21 protein-coding genes are annotated in these 19,471 nt (G+C 65.4%); 8 read left to right on the forward strand and 13 right to left on the reverse strand.

Features of this window, described 5'->3' with window-relative positions; all coding sequences use genetic code 11:
- Positions 1 to 19 precede the first annotated feature (19 nt).
- Both CIT40_RS00875 and CIT40_RS00880 read right to left on the reverse strand, forming a co-directional pair.
- Positions 20 to 808, reverse strand: coding sequence for a tetratricopeptide repeat protein (locus tag CIT40_RS00875; protein ID WP_094894091.1), 789 nt, complete (start codon positions 806 to 808; stop codon positions 20 to 22).
- A gap of 74 nt (positions 809 to 882) precedes the next feature.
- Positions 883 to 1,128: a PilZ domain-containing protein gene (locus CIT40_RS00880; protein WP_091965316.1), complete on the reverse strand. Its 246-nt coding sequence runs from the start codon at positions 1,126 to 1,128 to the stop codon at positions 883 to 885.
- A gap of 227 nt (positions 1,129 to 1,355) precedes the next feature.
- Here CIT40_RS00880 and CIT40_RS00885 point away from each other — a divergent pair, with 227 nt between their 5' ends.
- The 4 genes from CIT40_RS00885 to CIT40_RS00900 all read left to right on the forward strand — a co-directional run bounded on the left by CIT40_RS00885 (position 1,356) and on the right by CIT40_RS00900 (position 6,996).
- On the forward strand, positions 1,356 to 2,894 hold the full coding sequence (locus CIT40_RS00885; protein WP_094894090.1) for a YifB family Mg chelatase-like AAA ATPase: 1,539 nt from the start codon (positions 1,356 to 1,358) through the stop codon (positions 2,892 to 2,894).
- Positions 2,895 to 2,991: 97 nt separating this feature from the next.
- Positions 2,992 to 3,477, forward strand: coding sequence for a hypothetical protein (locus tag CIT40_RS00890; protein ID WP_094894089.1), 486 nt, complete (start codon positions 2,992 to 2,994; stop codon positions 3,475 to 3,477).
- A 125-nt stretch (positions 3,478 to 3,602) separates the two neighbouring features.
- On the forward strand, positions 3,603 to 5,828 hold the full coding sequence (locus CIT40_RS00895) for a PAS domain-containing hybrid sensor histidine kinase/response regulator (protein ID WP_162307803.1): 2,226 nt from the start codon (positions 3,603 to 3,605) through the stop codon (positions 5,826 to 5,828).
- Entirely contained in the window at positions 5,800 to 6,996 is a 1,197-nt protein-coding gene (locus CIT40_RS00900) for an AI-2E family transporter (protein ID WP_244611889.1), read from the forward strand. Before CIT40_RS00895 ends, CIT40_RS00900 begins: the two co-directional genes overlap by 29 nt.
- 4 nt (positions 6,997 to 7,000) lie before the next feature.
- On the opposite strand, the gene CIT40_RS00905 is transcribed toward CIT40_RS00900, so the two are convergent.
- The 8 genes from CIT40_RS00905 to hisB all read right to left on the reverse strand — a co-directional run bounded on the left by CIT40_RS00905 (position 7,001) and on the right by hisB (position 12,263).
- Positions 7,001 to 7,240 (reverse strand): hypothetical protein, encoded by a 240-nt coding sequence (locus CIT40_RS00905; protein WP_094894086.1) that lies wholly within the window; start codon positions 7,238 to 7,240, stop codon positions 7,001 to 7,003.
- 100 nt (positions 7,241 to 7,340) lie between these two features.
- Positions 7,341 to 8,297, reverse strand: a complete 957-nt coding sequence (coaA, locus tag CIT40_RS00910; RefSeq protein WP_094894085.1) for a type I pantothenate kinase — start codon at positions 8,295 to 8,297, stop codon at positions 7,341 to 7,343.
- Positions 8,298 to 8,326: 29 nt separating this feature from the next.
- Complete coding sequence (locus tag CIT40_RS00915) at positions 8,327 to 8,647, reverse strand: phosphoribosyl-ATP diphosphatase (protein ID WP_094894084.1); 321 nt, start codon at positions 8,645 to 8,647, stop codon at positions 8,327 to 8,329.
- Between the two features lie 88 nt (positions 8,648 to 8,735).
- Positions 8,736 to 9,512, reverse strand: coding sequence for an imidazole glycerol phosphate synthase subunit HisF (gene hisF / locus CIT40_RS00920; protein ID WP_094894083.1), 777 nt, complete (start codon positions 9,510 to 9,512; stop codon positions 8,736 to 8,738).
- 3 nt (positions 9,513 to 9,515) lie between these two features.
- Positions 9,516 to 10,259 (reverse strand): 1-(5-phosphoribosyl)-5-[(5-phosphoribosylamino)methylideneamino]imidazole-4-carboxamide isomerase, encoded by a 744-nt coding sequence (hisA, locus tag CIT40_RS00925; protein WP_094894082.1) that lies wholly within the window; start codon positions 10,257 to 10,259, stop codon positions 9,516 to 9,518.
- Positions 10,260 to 10,425: 166 nt separating this feature from the next.
- A complete protein-coding gene (gene hisH, locus CIT40_RS00930) occupies positions 10,426 to 11,076 on the reverse strand; it encodes an imidazole glycerol phosphate synthase subunit HisH (protein WP_094894081.1) in 651 nt (216 codons plus the stop codon).
- Positions 11,073 to 11,603, reverse strand: a complete 531-nt coding sequence (locus tag CIT40_RS00935; protein WP_094894080.1) for a DUF2628 domain-containing protein — start codon at positions 11,601 to 11,603, stop codon at positions 11,073 to 11,075. Before CIT40_RS00935 ends, hisH begins: the two co-directional genes overlap by 4 nt.
- A 66-nt stretch (positions 11,604 to 11,669) precedes the next feature.
- On the reverse strand, positions 11,670 to 12,263 hold the full coding sequence (gene hisB / locus CIT40_RS00940; protein WP_094894079.1) for an imidazoleglycerol-phosphate dehydratase HisB: 594 nt from the start codon (positions 12,261 to 12,263) through the stop codon (positions 11,670 to 11,672).
- Between the two features lie 191 nt (positions 12,264 to 12,454).
- Between hisB and hslV the strand changes: the two genes are divergently transcribed.
- The 4 genes from hslV to CIT40_RS00960 all read left to right on the forward strand — a co-directional run bounded on the left by hslV (position 12,455) and on the right by CIT40_RS00960 (position 16,348).
- Positions 12,455 to 13,015, forward strand: a complete 561-nt coding sequence (gene hslV, locus CIT40_RS00945) for an ATP-dependent protease subunit HslV (RefSeq protein WP_094894078.1) — start codon at positions 12,455 to 12,457, stop codon at positions 13,013 to 13,015.
- A gap of 181 nt (positions 13,016 to 13,196) precedes the next feature.
- Complete coding sequence (locus CIT40_RS00950) at positions 13,197 to 13,829, forward strand: DUF2585 domain-containing protein (RefSeq protein ID WP_094894077.1); 633 nt, start codon at positions 13,197 to 13,199, stop codon at positions 13,827 to 13,829.
- A gap of 49 nt (positions 13,830 to 13,878) precedes the next feature.
- On the forward strand, positions 13,879 to 15,183 hold the full coding sequence (gene hslU, locus CIT40_RS00955) for an ATP-dependent protease ATPase subunit HslU (protein ID WP_094894076.1): 1,305 nt from the start codon (positions 13,879 to 13,881) through the stop codon (positions 15,181 to 15,183).
- A 28-nt stretch (positions 15,184 to 15,211) separates the two neighbouring features.
- On the forward strand, positions 15,212 to 16,348 hold the full coding sequence (locus CIT40_RS00960) for a hypothetical protein (protein ID WP_094894075.1): 1,137 nt from the start codon (positions 15,212 to 15,214) through the stop codon (positions 16,346 to 16,348).
- A 180-nt stretch (positions 16,349 to 16,528) separates the two neighbouring features.
- Here the strand turns inward: CIT40_RS00960 and CIT40_RS00965 are convergent, their stop codons facing one another.
- From CIT40_RS00965 to CIT40_RS00975, 3 genes are read right to left on the reverse strand one after another with little or no spacing between them, the layout of a single operon-like run.
- Complete coding sequence (locus CIT40_RS00965) at positions 16,529 to 17,131, reverse strand: Smr/MutS family protein (RefSeq protein ID WP_094894074.1); 603 nt, start codon at positions 17,129 to 17,131, stop codon at positions 16,529 to 16,531.
- Positions 17,128 to 18,663: a murein transglycosylase A gene (gene mltA / locus CIT40_RS00970; protein WP_162307804.1), complete on the reverse strand. Its 1,536-nt coding sequence runs from the start codon at positions 18,661 to 18,663 to the stop codon at positions 17,128 to 17,130. Before mltA ends, CIT40_RS00965 begins: the two co-directional genes overlap by 4 nt.
- Positions 18,641 to 19,348, reverse strand: a complete 708-nt coding sequence (locus CIT40_RS00975; RefSeq protein WP_094894073.1) for a Tim44/TimA family putative adaptor protein — start codon at positions 19,346 to 19,348, stop codon at positions 18,641 to 18,643. The genes mltA and CIT40_RS00975 overlap by 23 nt, the downstream gene beginning before the upstream one ends.
- Positions 19,349 to 19,471 lie beyond the last annotated feature (123 nt).

Below are 19,471 nucleotides of genomic sequence, written 5' to 3' on the forward strand. Positions count from 1 at the left end.
CGTCCACAAACGGGGCGGATTACTTGTCCGCCCGCTGCTGCTGCTTCTTCGCCAGCAGCTGACGCAGCGCCGCGACCTTGGCCGCGGCCTGGTCAGGCGGCAAATCTGCCTTCACGAGGATTTCGGCCTCGGCCTCACGGCCCTGCAATCCCAGCACGAGCGCGAAATTGGCGCGGATCCGCGCATCGTTCTGATTGCGCTGATAAGCACGGCCTAGCACCTGTTCGGCCTTCGGCAGATTGTTTTGCAGCATATAGGACAGGCCGAGATTGGACAGCACGGCCGGCTCGTCCGGCACGATCTTCAATGCCGCGGCATAATATTGCTGCGCTTCCTCGTTGCGGCCGAGCTGATCGAGCGCCGCACCCTGCGCCGACAGGATGCGCCAGTCCGGATCCTCGGGCGTATGCGCGCGGCTGAGGACGTCGAAGGCCTGCTGGAAACTGCCGCTGTCGGCGAGCGCGCGGCCATAGCCGGCGAGCAGCGCCTTGTTGCTGGGATGGGCGAGCACCGCCTGCTCCATGACCGCAACCGCCTGCGCGCGCTGGCCGCTCTCGCGCAGCGCCTTGCCGTAGGCGAGCGCAATATTGGGATCACTGGGCTTGGCGCGATAGCGCTCGCGCAACGCGTCCAGTTCGGGCCTGGCATCGGCCTTGGTGTTGGCCTTGGCGGCCGTTTCCGATCTGACACCGAGCGCGCCGGTCACATCCTCGATGCCCGCGGTCTGGCAGCCGCCAAGCGCGAGCGCGACAAGGGCGGGAAGCAGCAATCTCGCCGGGGGAGGGGCGAGGGGCGAACGCTTGGACATACTCTGATCACTCGGCAACTGATCAGAGATGCTTACCGATTAACGCTAAAGTCCCGTTAAGGACCCGCGAGACCTCAGTCGGTGAACTCGGCACCGAATTCGCAGCCGATGCGCCAGCGCAGGCGGCACTGGCGGGAATAGTCGGGGGCGAAAATGATGGTGAATTGTGGCGGCACCTCCAGGAATTCCGCCACCACTTTCACGCCGCCATCCGAGATATCGGTGATGGTGCAGTCCCGCGGCAGCGAGCCCGCGCCAAAATGGATCTTGGCGAGCCGGCTGCACATCCGACGTTCGCTTCTCCGGCGATTTGCAAGCATTTGAACTGTTCACCCGTTGACCACGGCCCATCCCGCAAGCGTAGGAATAGCCGACATTTGTTGGGATGTGCTGAGCGGAGCCGGTTGCATTCGAGGCGTAGTGTCGGCGTGGCGTTTACGATTGATTAGGGTTCGCTCCCCGTCCGGGATCGTTCCCGTATTGTTCTTGCGGAGAGCGGCGGGCTCTGCTACCCCTAATTGTGCAAAAGGGGCAGGCTGGTTTGAGCATGGTTCAGCGGGTTTCCACCGTCGCCTTTGAGGGGGTCGAGGCCCGTGCGGTCGACGTGCAGGTGCAGGTCGCGCCCGGTTTGCCGGCGTTCGCGATCGTCGGCCTGCCGGACAAGGCGGTGTCGGAGGCGCGCGAGCGGGTGCGCTCGGCGCTGATTGCCTCGGGGCTGGCGCTGCCGGCGCGGCGGATCATCGTCAATCTGGCGCCGGCCGACCTGCCGAAGGAAGGCAGCCATTACGACCTGCCGATCGCGCTCGGGCTGATGGCGGCGATCGGCGCGATCCCGCCGGATGCGCTGACCGGCTTCACCGTGCTCGGCGAGCTCGGTCTCGACGGCTCGATCGCGCCCGTGGCCGGCGTTCTTCCCGCCGCGTTCGGCGCCAATATGCGCGAGGAAGGGCTGATCTGCCCGGTCTCGTGCGGTTCCGAAGCGGCGTGGGCGAGCCCGGACATCCAGATCATCGCCGCACACTCGCTGATCCAGATCGCCAACCACTTCAAGGGCACGCAGGTGCTGTCGCGGCCGTCACCGAAGGTGCATGAGCCCGCCGCCTCCACGCTCGATTTGCGCGACATCAAAGGTCAGGAAAGCGCCAAGCGCGCGCTGGAGATCGCGGCCGCAGGCGGCCATCATCTGCTCATGATCGGGGCGCCCGGCGCCGGCAAGTCGATGCTGGCGGCGCGCCTGCCCTCGATCCTGCCGCCGTTGTCACCGGGCGAATTGCTCGAGGTCTCGATGATCGCCTCGGTCGCCGGCGAGATCAAGGACGGCGCGCTGACGGCGCGGCGGCCGTTCCGCTCGCCGCATCATTCCGCGAGCATGGCCGCGCTCACCGGCGGCGGCATGCGCGCAAAACCCGGCGAGATCTCGCTGGCGCATCAGGGCGTGCTGTTTCTCGACGAATTGCCGGAGTTCGATCCGCGCGTGCTGGATTCGCTGCGGCAGCCGCTTGAGAACGGCGAGGTCGCGGTGTCGCGCGCCAATCATCGCGTCACTTACCCCGCGCGCTTCATGCTGGTCGCGGCGATGAATCCGTGCCGCTGCGGCAACGCGTACGAGCCCGGCTATGCCTGCAAGCGCGGCCGCGTCGACCGCTGCACCGGCGACTACCAGGCGCGCATCTCCGGCCCGCTGATGGACCGCATCGATCTGCGCATCGAGGTGCCCGCCGTGACCGCGGCGGATCTGATCCTGCCGCCACCGGCGGAAGGCTCCGCCGAAGTCGCCGCGCGCGTCGCGGCGGCGCGCGACATCCAGCTCGCGCGTTATGCCGATGCCGGCCTGCCCAAGGTTCGCACCAATGCCGAAGCCCCGGCCTCCGTGCTGGAGGAGGTCGCAAAACCGGACGCGCAAGGCGCCAAACTGCTGCGCGACGCGGCCGAGACCATGCGGCTGTCGGCGCGCGGCTATCACCGCGTGCTGCGGGTGGCGCGCACGCTGGCCGACCTCGATCGCGCCGACAAGATCGGCCGGCTGCATCTGGCCGAAGCGCTGTCCTACCGCGCACTCGCGGAGGATGTGCGGCAGATGGCTTGATCATTCCACGCATCAACCCGGCGGTAACGAGTTTCCTTTACGCTCTGCAAACCATAAGGCCCACTGAGTTCCCGTACCGGGCCCGGCGAGTAGAGTCATGTTGCGTTTAAAGGTCCTGGCCTCGGTTGTTCCCTTGTTGGCGGCTGCGGTGTTCGCCCGCGCGGAGATCGGATCGGTCTCGCATCCGTGCATCGCCCTCGGCGAAACCTCGGTCGAGCTCACCTCCCTGTTCTGGACCGCCGGCGTCCATGTCGCCTTCACCGAAGATCCCGCCCGCGCCACGGTGCGGGTTCAGATCACCGACGATGCGGACACTGCGGATTTCGCCGTGGTCGACGACGGTCCCGGTTCCGAGCCGGAGTCCTGTCAGGCCAATCCTGCAACGCGCCTCGTCTCGATTGCCGCTCAGCCGGTCGATGGCGGCCAGGTGATCTATCTCTCCGCCGAAGGGCCGGCGGATTACCGCATCTATGTGCGCTCGAAGTCGTTCTCGCAGCGCGAGGCCGCGGCGCTGATCGTCGGCGCTCATGGTAGTCAATATGGCGGCCATCGCCCGCTCCCGCTCCAGGCCGCCTCGCTCTGAAGCATTAACACCTCGTCAACCCTGTTTGGAGGCGGCGCCAAAGCCTCAAGCTGTTCGCAAGGTCGGCGCGACATCGTCGCAGCCGGCGGGTCGCAGGATTTCGAAAAGAGTCAGGGTCGGTGGCGATGGGTCGGACGTTCCGGATCAAGGTGCGCATGCGCCGCTTCAGGCGACAGCATCCCCGCATCGCCTTCGCGATCCGCTCCTTCATGATCTTCTCGGCGACCTTCGGCGGCGCCTATGGTTTCGTGTCCGGCAGCCGGTCTGAGAACTCCGGCTACGATCCCTACACATTTGCGATCGGCGCGAGCTTCCTGTTCGCGCTCGCCTGCCTCGGCCTTGCGACGCTGAGCATGCGCCTGCGCTTCGTGAACAAGCGGCTGCGAACGCTCGCCGCCCACAACGAGGCGCTGATCGATCGCAATTGGGAGCTGAAGGAAGCGGAAGAGCGGGCCCGCAGCCTGTTCGAGCAGCAGGGCGACCTGATCGTGCTGCGCGCACCCGATGGCCGCATCACCTTTGCCAACGACGCCTATTGCGCGCTCGCAGCACAGGCGCGCAGCGCGCTGGTCGGCACCCGTTTCGATTTCGACGTGCTGGAGCAGGGCGACAGCGCCCGCGAGAGCAGCGGCACACGCATCCACGATCAGAAGATCGCAACCCCGCTCGGCGCGCGCTGGATCGCCTGGCGCGAAGGCTATGTCCGCCTCGATGCCGGCCAGCCCGCCGAATTGCAGAGCGTGGGACGCGACGTCACCGATCGCACCGAGACCGAACGCGCTTTGTCCGACGCGCGCGACCAGGCCGACGCCGCCAACCGCGCCAAATCACGCTTCCTCGCGATGGCCTCGCACGAAATCCGCACGCCGCTGAACGGCATCATCGGCATGGGCGGCCTCCTGCTCGACACCAATCTGACCCCTGAGCAGGCGACCTATGCCAAAGCGGTGAAAACCTCGGGCGAAGCCTTGATGGCGTTGATCGAGGAACTGCTCGATTATTCCAAGATCGAGGCCGGCAAGCTCGATCTCGAGCAGCGTCCCTTCGCGCTCTCGACCCTGGTCGAGGAAATCACCGAGCTGCTCGCGCCGCGCGCGCAGGCCAAATCGCTCGAGATCGCCGCCTATGTCGACGAGCGCCTGCCGCTGGAGGTGGTCGGCGACGCCGCGCGGCTGCGCCAGGTCCTGCTCAATCTCGCCGGCAACGCCATCAAATTCACCGCGAGCGGTGGCGTCGCGCTGATCGTCGAGCCCGGCATCTGGCCGAACGAGATCAGCTTCATGGTCCGCGACACCGGTATCGGCATTGCGCCGGAGGCGCAGCAGCGCATCTTCCGCGAATTCGAGCAGGCCGACGAGCGCGTCGCCCGCACCTATGGCGGCACCGGGCTCGGCCTTGCCATCAGCGAGCGCATCGTCAAGCGCATGGGCGGCCGGATCACGCTCGCCAGCGAGCCGGGCAAAGGCTCGACCTTCGAGATCGCGGTGCCGCTTCCGCCGTCGCAGGCCGGCGCAGGACAGACGGCCTTTCCGAGCCCCGACCTTACCGGCAAGTCGATCCTCCTCGTCGCCGACGGCATCGAGGCCTCGCTGATCGCGCGGCGCCTCGAGCGCTGGGGTGGCCAGACCTGCATGGTTGCGGATGCGGCGGTCGCCGAAGCGCTGCTGCCGGAACGCTCATGGCACGCGGTGCTGATCGATCGTGCGATCGGTCCCGCCGCAGCCGACCGGCTGGGGGAAATGGCCCGCACACATGCGCTGCAGCGCCTGGTGCTGCTGACCTCGAGCTCGCGCCACGAAAAACCGTCGCCGGCCTTCACCGGCTTTCTGGTGAAACCGCTGCGGGCGGCCTCGCTCGCCGCGCGCCTTGCGCTGACGCCGGAGGTCGCCTCGCCGGATCTCGCGCCGGAACCGCCGGCTGACGCCGCCGGCGCGATCGCTGCCAAAGGCCTGTCGATCCTCGTCGCCGAGGACAACGAGATCAACGCGCTGTTGATGCGCTCGCTGCTGACGAAGCTCGGCCATCGCGTCGTCATCGCCGTGCACGGCGAGGCCGCGCTGGAATCCTGGCTCGCCGCATCGTCGGCCGGCACGCCCTATGATCTCGTGCTGATGGACATCCAGATGCCGCAGCTCGACGGCATCGAGGCGACCAAGCGCATCCGCGCGCATGAGGCCGCGACGAGCGGCCACCACACGCCGATCCTCGCGCTCACCGCCAACACTCTGGTGGAGGATCGCTACGCCTGCTTCGAGGCGGGCATGAACGGATTCCTGATCAAGCCGCTCGATCGCGACAAGCTGGACGAAGCGCTGGCAGGCCTTGCGGCGTCACGGCGGCTGGCCGTCTGATCCGGCGTCTCGCGGGAACCGGCGCGGGAGGGGCGGGCATGACTTTTCGTCCCGCCGCAGTCCTGTGCTACCAGCGTCCCTTCAGTCGCGACCGAAGGGCCAACGGCAGGTGAAAACATCGGAAGACCGCTCATTCCTCGTCTGGCTTGGCGTCATCTCCATCGCGTTCGGCTGGGTGCTTTGGCCGTTCTCCGGCGCATTGCTGTGGGCCACGCTGCTGGCGATTATCTTTGCGCCGGTCTATCGGCTTTGCCTGAAAAAGTTCCCGGAATGGCGCAACCTTGCCGCAATTTCCACCGTCGTCGTCGTGATCATCCTGGTCCTGATCCCCGTCGGGGTCGTGATCGCTTCGCTCATCGACCAGGGAGGCGAGCTGTATCAGCGCGTTCAGACCGGCGAGATCAGTCTTGCCCATCCCCTTCAGCAACTGAAATCCGCGCTGCCGGACTGGGCTTCGTCCATGTCGGACCGCCTGGCCAGCATCGATTTTTCGGCCGTAAAGGAGCGCCTGTCGAGTCTCGTCGTCCCGGCCGGCCAACAACTGGCGGGGCACGCGATCGATCTGGGCCAGTTGACGCTGGAGTTCGTCGCGAGCCTGCTCGTGATGCTGTACTTGCTGTTCTTCTTCCTGCGCGACGGGGACGAGCTGAATCTGCGCATCCGCGGCGCGGTGCCGCTGCGGGCGAGCCACACCTCCGAGATCATGGATGCGTTCACCCTCGCGGTTCGCGGGACGATCAAGGGAATCATCCTGGTTGCCCTGATTCAGGGCGCGCTCGGCGGAGTGATTTTCTGGCTGCTCGGCCTGACCGCCCCGCTGCTGGCCGGCGCCATCATGGCGCTGCTGTCGCTCTTGCCGGTGCTTGGCTCCGCGCTGGTCTGGGCTCCCGCCGGCCTCTATTTGCTGCTGGCGGGCTCGGTCACGAAGGGAATCATCCTGCTCGCATTCGGGACATTTGTGATCGGCCTTGCCGACAATTTCCTCCGCCCGATCCTGGTCGGCCAATCGATCAAGATGCCGAGCTACATCGTGTTGCTCGCCACCCTGGGCGGGCTTGCGGCTTTCGGGGCGAACGGCTTCGTCATCGGCCCGCTCGTCGCCGCCATGTTCCTGACGGCCTGGCAGGTCTTCGTCCGCTCGAAAGAGCAACGCGACGTCCGGAACTGACCTGCTACGCGGCGTAGGCCATGAAGCGCGGCGCGGAGAGCTTGGGCGGCGGCCCCTGCGTGCCCTCGAATATCGTGTCGGTCTTTGCCGCGCGCTTGCAATGCGGGCAGACGAAGAGATGCGAAATCACCGGAACGGGCACGTCCGCGAGCAGCTCCGAGCGGTACCACCTCATCTCGATATGGCAATCCGGGCAGGTCGGTGCTTCCAGTTGTTCCGCAGCGCTTCTGAGACGATCAACCATCGAACCCTCGCGTTTCCGAAGGTCATAACGCAATACCTTTCGCCGGTCTGCAACAAAAGACACGCGGCGCAAACGCGCAGGGCCCCGCCGGCCGCCGCGATTACAGGCGCCTGAGCGCCACGCTCTCCACGGCGTGATCGGCACCCTTCTTCAGGATCAGCGTCGCACGGGGGCGGGTCGGCAGGATGTTGTCCTCGAGATTGGCGAGGTTGGTCCGCTCCCAGATCGCGGTCGCGGTCGCGGTGGCTTCCTCGTCCGACAGCAGCGCGTAGCGGTTGAAATAGGATTTCGGGTTGGTGAACGCGGTATCGCGCAGCGCCAGGAAGCGCTTGATGTACCAGCGCCGCAGCGCCGCCTCGTCGGCGTCGATATAGACCGAGAAGTCGAAGAAGTCGGAGACCACCGGCACCGCCTTGCCGTCGCGCGGCAGCTTGCCGGTCTGCAGCACGTTGACGCCCTCGACGATCAGGATGTCGGGCTGGTCGATCTCGGCCCATTCGTTCGGCACGATGTCGTAGGTCAGATGCGAATAGACCGGCGAGCGGACATGGCGGCGTCCCGACTTGATGTCCGACAGGAAATTGAGCAGCAGCGGCAGGTCGTAGCTCTCCGGAAAGCCCTTCTTCTGCAGGATGCCCTGCTGCTCGAGCAGGGCCTTCGGGTAGAGAAATCCGTCGGTGGTGATCAGCTCGACCTTCGGACGCGGCGACCAGCGCGCCAGCAGCGCCTGCAGCACGCGGGCGGTGGTGGATTTTCCGACCGCGACCGAACCGGCGACGCCGATGATGTAGGGCATCTTGCGGTCGCGGATGTTGAGGAACTGGCGCTCCGCATAATACAGGCGCTGCATCGCATCGACATAGATCGAGAGCAGGCGCGACAACGGAAGATAGATGTCCTCGACTTCCTTGAAATCGAGGCGATCGTGCAGCGAGCGCAGCCGGTCGAACTCGCCCGGCTCCAGCGTCATCGGCGTATCGTCGCGCAGGCGCGCCCACTCTTCGCGCGAATAGATGCGGTACGGATTATACTGCTGCTCGGGTGCGCGGATATCCATGACGCAACCTTCTCCGTTGGGGGCTTATGTCAGCCCTTACGCGACGCTTTCTCTTCCAGCCCCGACATATTCGTACGCTTGTCGAGCGCGGCTTCCACCTCTTCCAGCTTTACGCCGCGGGACTTGAGCAACACAAGGAAGTGATAGAGCAGATCGGCACTTTCAGCGATCAGATGCGCGCGATCGTTTTCGACTGCTGCGATTACGGTTTCGACTGCTTCCTCACCGAACTTCTTGGCGCAATGCTCGGCGCCCTTGTCCAGGAGCTTGCGGGTATAGGACGCTTCGCCGCCGGCCGCCGCGCGGGCGTCGATGGTCTCGGCCAGATCGTGGATCGTGAAACGCGGCATCGGAATTACTCGGAAACACACTTGGCAGCACATTTGGCCAGAGGCCAATCCCCGGCGGCCTGTGTAGCATTTTTATGAAGCGGAGTCGTCAGGCATCGAGGCGCATGGCCAGTCCGCGCCGGGCCATATGCTCCTTGGCTTCACGAATGGTGAATTCCCCGAAATGGAAGATCGAGGCGGCCAGCACCGCCGTGGCGTGGCCGTCGCGGATCCCGTCGACGAGGTGATCGAGATTGCCGACGCCGCCCGAGGCGATCACGGGCACGGCCACGCTGTCGGCGATCGCCCGGGTCAGCGGGATGTCGAATCCCTGCCTGGTGCCATCGCGATCCATCGAGGTGAGCAGGATTTCACCGGCGCCGAGCGAGACCACTTCCTGGGCGTATTCGATGGCGTCGATGCCGGTCGAGTTGCGGCCGCCATGGGTGAAGATCTCCCAGCGCTCGCCACCGCCCGCGCGCTTGACGCGCTTGGCGTCGATCGCGACCACCACGCATTGCTCGCCGAATTTTTCGGCTGCTTCCTTGACGAACTCGCGCCGGGATACCGCGGCACTGTTGATCGAGACCTTGTCCGCGCCGGCGCGCAGCAGCGTCTTGATGTCGTTGACCTCGCGCACGCCGCCACCGACGGTGACAGGCATGAAGCAGGCCTCCGCGGTGCGCCGGACCACGTCCAGCATGATGCCGCGGTTCTCATGGGTCGCGGTGATGTCGAGGAAGGTGAGCTCGTCGGCGCCGGCGGCGTCATAGGCGATCGCCGCTTCGACCGGGTCGCCGGCGTCACGCAGATCGACGAAGTTGACGCCCTTGACGACACGGCCGTCCTTGACGTCGAGGCAGGGGATCACGCGCACCTTGAACATGTGTCAGCTCCCGGGCGCGCGCGCGTTGCGGATCAAGGTGAGGGCGGCGGCCGGATCGAGCCGGCCGTCATAGAGCGCGCGGCCGGCAATCGCGCCGGCGAGCTTTTTGGCGCGCGGTGTCAGCATGGCTTTCACGTCTTCGATCGAGGCGAGGCCGCCTGAGGCAATCACGGGGATCGAGATGGCGTCGGCGAGCGCGATGGTCGCGTCGAGGTTCAGGCCCTTGAGCAGCCCGTCGCGCGCGATGTCGGTGAAGATGATGGCGGCGACGCCGGCATCCTCGAAGCGCCGTGCGATCTCCAGCACCGTCACCTGCGAGGTCTCGGCCCAGCCTTCGACCGCGACCTTGCCGTCGCGCGCGTCCAGCCCGACCGCGACGCGGCCCGGGAATTTCTTCGCGGCAGCTTTCACCAGCTCCGGATCACGCACCGCGGCGGTGCCGATGATGACGCGGGTGATGCCCTTGTCGAGCCAGGCTTCGACGGTCTTGAGATCGCGGATGCCGCCGCCGAGCTGCACCGGGATCTTGATCGCCTTCAGCATCGCCTCGACGGCCTCGGCATTCACCGGCTTGCCGGCGAAGGCACCGTCGAGATCGACGACGTGGAGATATTCGAAACCCTGCGCGACGAAGCTCTGCGCCTGCGCGGCGGGATTGAGGTTGAACACGGTCGCGCGCGCCATGTCGCCTTGCTCGAGGCGCACGCACTGGCCGTTCTTGAGGTCGATGGCGGGGAAGAGGATCATGATTGAGCCAAGAGTTTTCCGAGCGCACGGTGCGCTCCCTCCCCCCTTGTGGGGGAGGGTTGGGGAGAGGGGTAAGCCACGAGCTCCGCCGTCGCGGCTACCCCCCTCCCGAATGCTTCGCATTCGACCTCCCCCACAAGGGGGGAGGTAACAAGAGAGGCAACCATCACGGTTTCCATCGCAAAAAGTTCGAGATCAAAGCGAGGCCGAAGCGCTGGCTCTTCTCGGGGTGAAACTGCGTGCCGATGGCGGTGTCCTTGCCGACGATGGCGGTGACCGGCCCGCCATAGTCGGCGCGCGCGAGCACGTCCGCCTCGTTGGCAGCATTGAGGTGGTAGGAGTGCACGAAATAGGCGTGCTGGCCCTTGGGGCCGAGCGGCAGCCTCTCCAGCACCGGATGCTCGCGCAGGACGTCGAGCGTATTCCAGCCCATGTGCGGGATCTTCAGGCTCTCGTCGCGCGGGGCGATCTTCTCGACGTCGCCGCCGATCCAGTTCAGGCCTTCGGTGACGACATGCTCCTTGCCGCGACTCGCCATCAGTTGCATGCCGACACAGATGCCGAAGAACGGCCGCGCCTTGACGCGGACCGCTTCGTTGATCGCTTCGACCATGCCGTTGACGGCATCGAGCCCGCGCCGGCAATCGGCGAAGGCGCCGACGCCCGGCAGCACCAGACGATCGGCCTCGTAGGCCTGATCCGGGTCGCTGGTGACGAAAACCTTCTGCGGATTTTCGAGACTGCGCGCGGCGCGCTCGAAGGCTTTCGCGGCGGAATGCAGATTGCCGGAACCGTAATCGATGATGGCGACGCTCATCTTGACCCTCCCGGTTCTGGAAACAACCCGATGATGCCGCCGGCCGGAATCGGCGGCGGGTTCGAGAATGGCTGACCCGGCACGTTGCGGGTCGGCGGCGGGCCGCCGCGGTCGACAGCCCATTGATCATTGACGATGCCGCGCTGTGACTTGCTCCAGCGTTCGAAGAAGCGGCGCTCGGCGGTGTCCTCGTCGTCGGCAATCACCACGTCGAGCTGCCGCCATTTTCCGCGCGACAGCGTCCAGCGGCGCAGGCTCGAGGCCTCGAAACCCGTCAGGAGCGCGACAATGACATCGGCGAAGAAGATCGAACCGCGCCCGAGGCCGAGGCCGGACAGCCCCGCGTTGAACGCAGCGACGAAGACCAGATAGCCGATCAGCGCCAGCCACAGCCTGTTCCACAGCAGCCAGACCGGACCGAAGATCATCGCCCAGAAATGGAATCCGTCGCGCACGAACACGAACTTATCGGTCGCGCGCAGATCGGCTCCGGCGGGGGAGGGAGCATGAACTGTGTAGACAGGCATGGTGATGCCCCGTTGCTCGAGAATTCGGTGATACCGCAAGCGGCGCGTGCCGCCGGCCGAAAGATGTCAGCCGCCGAGCGAGCCCTTGGTGGACGGGATTTCTCCCGCCGCCTTCGGGTCGATCGCGACCGCTGTGCGCAGCGCCCGCGCCAGCCCCTTGAAGCAGGACTCGGCAATATGGTGGCTGTTATCGCCATATAGGGTCTCGACGTGGAGAGTCACGCCGGCGTTCATGGCGAAGGCCTGGAACCACTCGCGCACCAGCTCGGTGTCGAACTCGCCGATCTTGTCGCGGGGGAAGTCGGCCTTGAACACCAGGAACGGGCGGCCCGAGATGTCGATGACAACGCGCGACAGCGTCTCGTCCATCGGCATGTGCACGCCGGCGTAGCGGGTGATGCCCGCCATGTTGCCGAGCGCCTGCTTGACCGCCTGGCCGAGCGCGATGCCGGTATCTTCGGTGGTATGGTGGTAATCAATGTGCAGATCGCCCACCGCCTTGACCGTGAGGTCGATGCGGGAATGGCGGGCGAGGAGATCGAGCATATGGTCGAAAAAGCCGATGCCCGTCGCGATATCAGCCACGCCGGTACCATCGAGGTTCACGGAGACCTCGATCTCGGTTTCCTTGGTCTTGCGCTTGATCGTCGCGGTGCGCATTGAAAGCTGGCTCTCATCCTGGCTCGGGGCCGAAAACGCCGGTCTTTTAACAGCCAAATGACGCCTTCGCTACTGCGGGATCGCGTTGGCAGGCAGCACTTCCACCTATGGTGAGCGAAATTCGGCCCGGAACGGCCCGTTGTGCGCCTGCGCCGGACCGCCTAAATCAGGCGGGACAACGAGGATCATTCATGCAGGCTTCCCAAAACAGCTCGCCGGGCTGGCACGGCACCACGATCCTGACCGTCCGCAAGGGCGGCAAGGTGGTGGTCGGCGGCGACGGCCAGGTCTCGATCGGCCAGACCGTGATCAAGTCCAACGCCAAGAAGGTCCGGAAACTCGGCAAGGGCGACGTGATCGGCGGCTTCGCCGGCGCGACCGCCGACGCCTTCACCCTGTTCGAGCGCCTGGAAGCCAAGCTCGATCAATATCCGGGGCAGCTGACCCGGGCCGCGGTGGAACTCGCCAAGGACTGGCGCACCGACCGCTATCTGCGGCGGCTGGAAGCCATGATGATCGTGGCCGACAAGGACGTGTCCCTGGTGCTGACCGGCACCGGCGACGTTCTGGAGCCCGAGGCCGGCGTGATGGCGATCGGCTCCGGCGGCAATTACGCGCTGGCCGCCGCGCGCGCCCTGCTCGACACCGACAAGGACGCCGAAGCCATCGTCCGCCGCTCGCTGGATATCGCTGCGGATATTTGCGTCTACACCAACCGGAATTTGACCGTCGAAGCGCTGGCGACCGGCTAGAGGATCCATCGGTGGATGAACAGCGCTGCTCCGGGCTCGGTCTAACCTCTCCCGCTTGCGGGAGAGGTCGCGCCAAAGGCGCGGGTGAGGGCTCTCACCTCTTGGGGGTTCTTGCTAGCGGAGACACCCTCTCCCCAACCCTCTCCCGCAAGCGGGAGAGGGAGCGCAGCACCGCCTTGGCATGACGCTCGCGCCCACCAAAAATGCCACGACAACGATCCCCCCAGCCACCTGGGTCGGCATCGCGCTGTTGCTGCTGGCGCTGCAGGCCGCGATCCTGTTCGGCATGGGGCGAGTGCCGATCTGCACCTGCGGCTATGTCAAGCTGTGGCACGGCGTGGTGAACAGCTCGGAGAATTCGCAGCACATCGCCGACTGGTACACTTTCTCGCACGTGCTGCACGGCTTCCTGTTCTACGGCCTGACCTGGCTGCTGTTCGTGCGCCTGCCCTTGCTGTCTTTCCCTCTTCCAAGCTTATCCTGGCCGGCACGGCTGATCATCGCGATGCTGATCGAGGGCGCCTGGGAGATCGTCGAGAACTCGCCCTTCATCATCGAGCGCTACCGCGCCGGCACGATCTCGCTGGATTATTTCGGCGACAGCATCGTCAATTCGGTCTCGGACAATGTGGCCATGATGCTCGGTTTCCTCGCCGCGCGCGTGCTGCCTGTCAGCGTGACAATCCTGCTCGGAGCAGCCTTCGAGATCATGCTGGCGCTGCACATTCGCGACAATCTGACGCTCAATATCCTGATGCTGATCCATCCGATCGAAGCCGTGAAGCAATGGCAATCCGGCCCGCCTATCATCTGACGCAAAATCCGGCTTGTCCTCCCCCGCATCTGACCCTAGCTAAGGTCCCATGACAGACTTCTCTCCCCGTGAAATCGTTTCCGAACTCGACCGTTTCATCGTCGGCCAGGCCGACGCCAAGCGCGCCGTCTCGATCGCGCTGCGCAACCGCTGGCGCCGGCAGCAGCTCGAAGGCTCCTTGCGCGAGGAGGTGCTGCCGAAAAACATCCTGATGATCGGCCCCACCGGCGTCGGCAAGACGGAAATCGCGCGGCGGCTCGCCAAGCTCGCGAATGCGCCGTTCCTGAAGGTGGAAGCGACCAAATTCACCGAGGTCGGTTATGTCGGCCGCGACGTCGAGCAGATCGTACGCGATCTCGTCGAGGTCGCGATCGCCCAGGTCCGCGAGAAGAAGCGCAAGGACGTGCACGCCCGCGCGCAGCTCGCCGCCGAGGAACGCGTGCTCGATGCGCTGGTCGGCGCCAACGCCTCTTCCGCGACGCGCGAATCCTTCCGCAAGAAGCTGCGGGCCGGCGAGCTCAACGACAAGGAAATCGAGGTCGAGACACAGTCGTCCGGCAGCGGCATGCCGATGTTCGAGATCCCGGGCATGCCGGGCGCGCAGATGGGCGCGATCTCGATCGGCGACATCTTCGGCAAGCTCGGCGGCCGCAGCAAGACGCGGCGGCTGACGGTCGAAGGTTCGCACGAGATCCTGGTCAACGAGGAATCCGACAAGCTGCTGGACACCGATCAGCTGACGCAGGAGGCGATCAACGCGGTCGAGAACAACGGCATCGTGTTCCTCGACGAGATCGACAAGATCTGCGCGCGCGAAGGCCGTGCCGGCGGCGACGTCTCGCGCGAGGGCGTGCAGCGCGATCTCTTGCCCCTGATCGAGGGCACCACGGTCTCGACCAAGCACGGCGCGGTCAAGACCGACCACATCCTGTTCATCGCCTCCGGCGCCTTCCACGTCGCCAAGCCGTCCGACCTGCTGCCGGAATTGCAGGGTCGCCTGCCGATCCGCGTCGAATTGCAGGCGCTGACCCGCGACGACATGCGCCGCATCCTGACCGAGCCCGAGGCCTCGCTGATCAAGCAATATGTCGCCCTGATGCAGACCGAGGGCGTGGCGCTCGACATCACCGACGGCGCCATCGACGCGCTCGCCGACGTCGCGGTCGCCGTCAACTCCACCGTCGAGAACATCGGCGCGCGGCGGCTGCAGACCGTGATGGAGCGGGTGCTGGACGAGATCTCCTTCACCGCCCCCGACCGCAGCGGCGAGACCGTCAGGGTCGATGCGGATTTCGTGCAGAAGCACGTCGGCGACCTCGCCAAGAACGCCGATCTGAGCCGGTTCATTTTGTAATTTGGAGCGGTCACGCTATTGATGCGGCGTGACCCTGCGCATCCTGCAAAACACTTGGCGAAATCCTTGGCGGCTCCTGCTCGTGATCAACGCGGCGGTCATCGCCGGCGTATTCATTCACAAGATCCAGCTGCCGCCTTACGTCCCCTACATCCATCTGCTGGTCGACTACCATTTCGGCTTCATCAAGCGCGCACTGATCGGCGCCATTGTCGCGCTGTTCACCGACAAGGTGCCGGTGTGGCTGGTGTTCGCACTGGGCGGTGCGACGTGGCTGGTGACGGTTGGACTGTACGCAAAGTTATTTCAGAAGACGTTCGGCTTTACCGCGAAAACGCTGCCGCTGTTCGTCTTCATCGCGGGCTCGCCGTTCTTCCGGAAGAACTTCATGCACACGCTCGGCCATTTCGACATCTACGGCTGTGCGCTGGCGCTCGTCCTGCTGCTGATGCCGGCGGGCTCGTTGCTGTTCGTTGCAACGGCGGCGTTGTTCTCGATCATCCTCGTGCTGATCCACCACATTCATCTGCTGATGTACGTGCCGACCATCGTCACCATCGTCGTGCTTAGGCATTATCTCGCTTGCGGCTGCACCCGCAGCAATGTCACGTTTGGTGTTGTCGCTCTCGCGATTGTCTCCGCGCTGTTCTTCGCCGCGCAATTCCTGGGAACGATGCCGATCCCGGAAGCGGATTTCGTCGCGTACCTGAAAGCCCGGATGGCCGATCCGTCACGGACCGACCTGCTGCAATTCGCCTATATCTGGTACCAGCCGCTGGCGAAGGAGATCTCGGACACCTGGGACCGCCTGCCGCACAACATCCTCGGCGTACCCGTGTTCGCGTTGCTGATCTGGCTGCACGCCCCACTGTGGCGCTTCTTCGCGAACCTGATCGGCGCGCTTGCCAATGAGACGCACCGTCGTCTCGTGCTTGCGGCGCTGATCGGTGTCAGCCTCGCTTACCTCGTGATGTTCGCGATGGTGTTCGACTATTCGCGCTGGATCTCGAACTGGGCGGTCTGCATGTTCCTGATCCTGCACGCTGTGAAGATGCTGCCCGCCGCGCGGGAGACGCCGCTGATTGCGGCAGAGGATCGGAAGACCAACATCTTCGGCCTGATCCTCACGCTGATCCCACGCGTCGGAATCATCCGGCCGTTTTAAGCTTCGCTCGCAACCACAGCAGCGATGCGCTCCCTCCCCCGCTTGCGGGGGAGGGTTGGGGAGAGGGCTATCTCAACAGCGGGAATCCCCCAGAGGAGAGAACCCTCACCCGCCGCGCGTTCCGCACGTCGACCTCTCCCGCAAACGGGAGAGGCAAGAGAAGCCGCACGCGTCGGGCTGCTAAAACCTCGCCCGCCTGATCCGCACATACAGCGCGCCCTCGCCGCCATGGCCGATATGGGCTGTCTCGAAGCCGACCACGAAGCTGCGGAATTCCGGCAGGCTCAGCCATTCCGGCACCTGACGGCGCAGCACGCCGCTTTCGCCGCCGCTGCGGCCCTTGCCGGTGATGACGAGCACGAAGGTCAGTCCGTCGTGATGGGCGCGGTGCAGGAAGCCGGTCAGGGCACGATGCGCGCGCGTCTGGGTCATGCCGTGCAGATCGAGCCGCGCCTCGATCTCGCTGCGGCCGCGCGACAGCTTTGTCCGCTCGCGCTTGCCGAGCGGCGCCAAAGGCGGGACGGCCGGTTTTACCGCGCGCGGCGCCGGTGCAGCAGCGACCGGCCGTGGCGATGACGCAGGCTGCGTGACGGGTGCTGCGGACAAAGGCTCGCTGCGCGGAGCGGCGTGCGCCTTGACCACTGCCTTGGCCGCGCGCTGCTTCCTCAGCGGCTTGACCTGTTTGGCCACGACCTCCCACAGCTCGCGCTCCTCCTCGCTCAGCGCGCGGCGGCGCGGCGAGGGGCGAGGCTCCAGCACGGGCGGACGGGACGATCGCTTCATTGCTGCCGTTGAGGACGTTTCTTTACCGGCCGCTGCGGTTCGCGATCGGCCTCGATTGCGGGACGCGGCGCCGGCAACGGGACTGGACCCGCGATGGCGACCGTGTCGCTCTTGGTGTCCGCGGGGGCGGCAGCAGCCGGCTTTGCCGTCCCTTTTCCGGGATCGGTTTGCGGAAACAGCTTTGCGATCTTCTCCGAGGGGCGCGGATCAGGCACCGGCAGGCGCGCAGCCCGCGCCGAGGGATCCAGCCCCTTCGGCACCAGCATCACGAAATGCATGGGGTGGCGCAGCCGACCGGAGACGCGGCCTGCTTCCTGACCGGCGCCGAAATAGAGATCGGCGCGCGCGGGACCGATGATGGCCGAGCCGGTGTCCTGCGCGATCATCAGCCGATGGAACGGCGTCTTCGAGCGTTCGGACTCGATCGGCAGCTCGCCCTCGATGAAGAACGGCGTGCCGTAGACATGCAGCGCCTTGTCGACCGCGATCGAGCGTCCCGCCGTCAGCGGAATACCCTGCGCGCCCACCGCCTCCTCCTTGTCGGAGAGATTGACCTCGCGGAAGAAGATGTAGGAGCGGTTCTGGCGGCGCAGGTCCTTGGCACCGTCAGGATTTTGCGCCATCCACTCCCTGATCTTCTGCATCGACATCTCTTCCTTCGGAATGATGCCGCGCTCGATCAGGACGCGCCCGACTGCGGTATAGGGATAACCGTTATAGGCGTCGTAGTTCAGCCGGACCGAGCCGCCGTCGTCGAACTTGATCCGCGCCGAACCCTGGATCTGCGCGAACAACAGATCGGTCGGATCCTTCAGCCAGGCGATCTCGAGCCCGCGGCCGGCGATCTTGCCATCCTCGATCTCGGCCCGATCGTAATAGGGCACCAGCTTGCGGCGGCCGATCTTGCGATAGACCGGCCCCTTGTTGGGCAGGCTCACCGAATCCTGCTTGTAGCCGCGCACGAACAGATTCGAGGGGCGGCGATAGACCGGAACGTTGTAGACGTCGGTCTGCGTCCTCGATCCCTCCAGCACAGGCTCGTAATAGCCGGTGACGAAACCATCGGGCTCGCCGAGTCGCGAGATCCGCAGCGGCGCAAAATTCTCCTCGAAGAAGGTCTTCGCCTTGGCGTCGTCGGCGAGCTCGAGCGATTTCGCCGCCCGGCAAGGTTCGTTCAATGAACCTGCCAGCGCCTTCGGCTCGGATGCTCCGGTCTGCGCATTGATCGGTTTGCAGCTGGCGCGAAACGTCTTGTATGCCGCGAGGTGATTGTCGTCGCTCCAGCCCTTCACGTCCGCCCAGGCCAGCGGCAGATATTGCGCGCCGGGAATTTCGAACGGCAGCGGGAGCTGCGGATAGGGCAAGGCCCGCAGCGGAGCGGCAGGCAATTGCGGCGGATGATGGTGATGGCTGCGATAATGGCGCCGCGCCGCTTCGGCGCCGAGCGAAAACGAGGACAGCGCGACGACGCCTGCGCAAAGCGCGGTCGCGCCGGTCTTCAGAAAGACCTTAATTCGCGCTTCCGGTGCCAACCAGCTTCCAGTTCGGATCGCGGGAGGTGATGTCGCGGGCGAAAGTCCAGATGTCGGTGATGTCGGCAACCGTGTCGGCGCTGCCGTCGACGATGTTGCCGGCCTTGTCCCGGGTGGCGGAGATCATCTGCGAGACGAAGCGGATCGTGAGCTGGGCGGTGCGGTCGCGCAGCTCGGCGCCGACGAGCTCGGCCTTGTCGATCGAGACGAAGCGGGTCTCGGTCTTCTGCTCTTTCGTCTCGCGCTCCTTGATTGCGGCCTCGAAGCTCTCATAGACGTCCGCCGACAACAGGTCGCGCAGCGCGCGGCGGTCGCCGTTGGCAAAGGCCAGCACGATCATCTCGTAGGCACCCTTGGCGCCCGAGATGAAATGACGCGGGTCGAACGTGGAATCCTTCTCGACGATGGCATCCAGGCCCTGCGCCAGCGCGGTGCCCGGCTCGGTCAGACCCTTCCAGCGGTCGGACGGCGGGGTCGGCTCGGCCGTCGGCGCCAGCGGAGCCTGGTCGATCACCTTGCCCGGCATGGTCACGACGTTGTTGTCCTGGGCACCACCGAGCGCATTGCGGGCGGCGGTCCGATCGAACGGCGGCCGCTCGTTGCCGGTTCGCTGCCCGAGCACGCTGCGCAGCCGCAGAAAGATGAAGACCGCCAGCGCCAGGAAGATGATGGTGTAGATGTCCACGTCGGATTCGCTTTCTGGTCTTTGCTCTGGGTCTACGCTTTGGGGTCGTCGCCGGGAAAATCAATCCGGCCAGTCAACCGTTCCACACGGGAACGGCAAGTCTACATCACCATTTTAGGTCCG

The organism is Bradyrhizobium amphicarpaeae (assembly GCF_002266435.3).
Classification (GTDB): domain Bacteria; phylum Pseudomonadota; class Alphaproteobacteria; order Rhizobiales; family Xanthobacteraceae; genus Bradyrhizobium; species Bradyrhizobium amphicarpaeae.

What these genes read in the sequence shown, in the direction of transcription:
- CIT40_RS00875 (WP_094894091.1), bottom strand. Translation starts at nt 808, where the DNA reads ATGTCCAAGCGTTCGCCCCTCGCCCCTCCCCCGGCGAGATTGCTGCTT.
- CIT40_RS00880 (WP_091965316.1), bottom strand. Translation starts at nt 1,128, where the DNA reads ATGCTTGCAAATCGCCGGAGAAGCGAACGTCGGATGTGCAGCCGGCTC.
- CIT40_RS00885 (WP_094894090.1), top strand. Translation starts at nt 1,356, where the DNA reads ATGGTTCAGCGGGTTTCCACCGTCGCCTTTGAGGGGGTCGAGGCCCGT.
- CIT40_RS00890 (WP_094894089.1), top strand. Translation starts at nt 2,992, where the DNA reads ATGTTGCGTTTAAAGGTCCTGGCCTCGGTTGTTCCCTTGTTGGCGGCT.
- CIT40_RS00895 (WP_162307803.1), top strand. Translation starts at nt 3,603, where the DNA reads ATGGGTCGGACGTTCCGGATCAAGGTGCGCATGCGCCGCTTCAGGCGA.
- CIT40_RS00905 (WP_094894086.1), bottom strand. Translation starts at nt 7,240, where the DNA reads ATGGTTGATCGTCTCAGAAGCGCTGCGGAACAACTGGAAGCACCGACC.
- coaA (WP_094894085.1), bottom strand. Translation starts at nt 8,297, where the DNA reads ATGGATATCCGCGCACCCGAGCAGCAGTATAATCCGTACCGCATCTAT.
- CIT40_RS00915 (WP_094894084.1), bottom strand. Translation starts at nt 8,647, where the DNA reads ATGCCGCGTTTCACGATCCACGATCTGGCCGAGACCATCGACGCCCGC.
- hisF (WP_094894083.1), bottom strand. Translation starts at nt 9,512, where the DNA reads ATGTTCAAGGTGCGCGTGATCCCCTGCCTCGACGTCAAGGACGGCCGT.
- hisA (WP_094894082.1), bottom strand. Translation starts at nt 10,259, where the DNA reads ATGATCCTCTTCCCCGCCATCGACCTCAAGAACGGCCAGTGCGTGCGC.
- hisH (WP_094894081.1), bottom strand. Translation starts at nt 11,076, where the DNA reads ATGAGCGTCGCCATCATCGATTACGGTTCCGGCAATCTGCATTCCGCC.
- CIT40_RS00935 (WP_094894080.1), bottom strand. Translation starts at nt 11,603, where the DNA reads ATGCCTGTCTACACAGTTCATGCTCCCTCCCCCGCCGGAGCCGATCTG.
- hisB (WP_094894079.1), bottom strand. Translation starts at nt 12,263, where the DNA reads ATGCGCACCGCGACGATCAAGCGCAAGACCAAGGAAACCGAGATCGAG.
- hslV (WP_094894078.1), top strand. Translation starts at nt 12,455, where the DNA reads ATGCAGGCTTCCCAAAACAGCTCGCCGGGCTGGCACGGCACCACGATC.
- CIT40_RS00950 (WP_094894077.1), top strand. Translation starts at nt 13,197, where the DNA reads ATGACGCTCGCGCCCACCAAAAATGCCACGACAACGATCCCCCCAGCC.
- hslU (WP_094894076.1), top strand. Translation starts at nt 13,879, where the DNA reads ATGACAGACTTCTCTCCCCGTGAAATCGTTTCCGAACTCGACCGTTTC.
- CIT40_RS00965 (WP_094894074.1), bottom strand. Translation starts at nt 17,131, where the DNA reads ATGAAGCGATCGTCCCGTCCGCCCGTGCTGGAGCCTCGCCCCTCGCCG.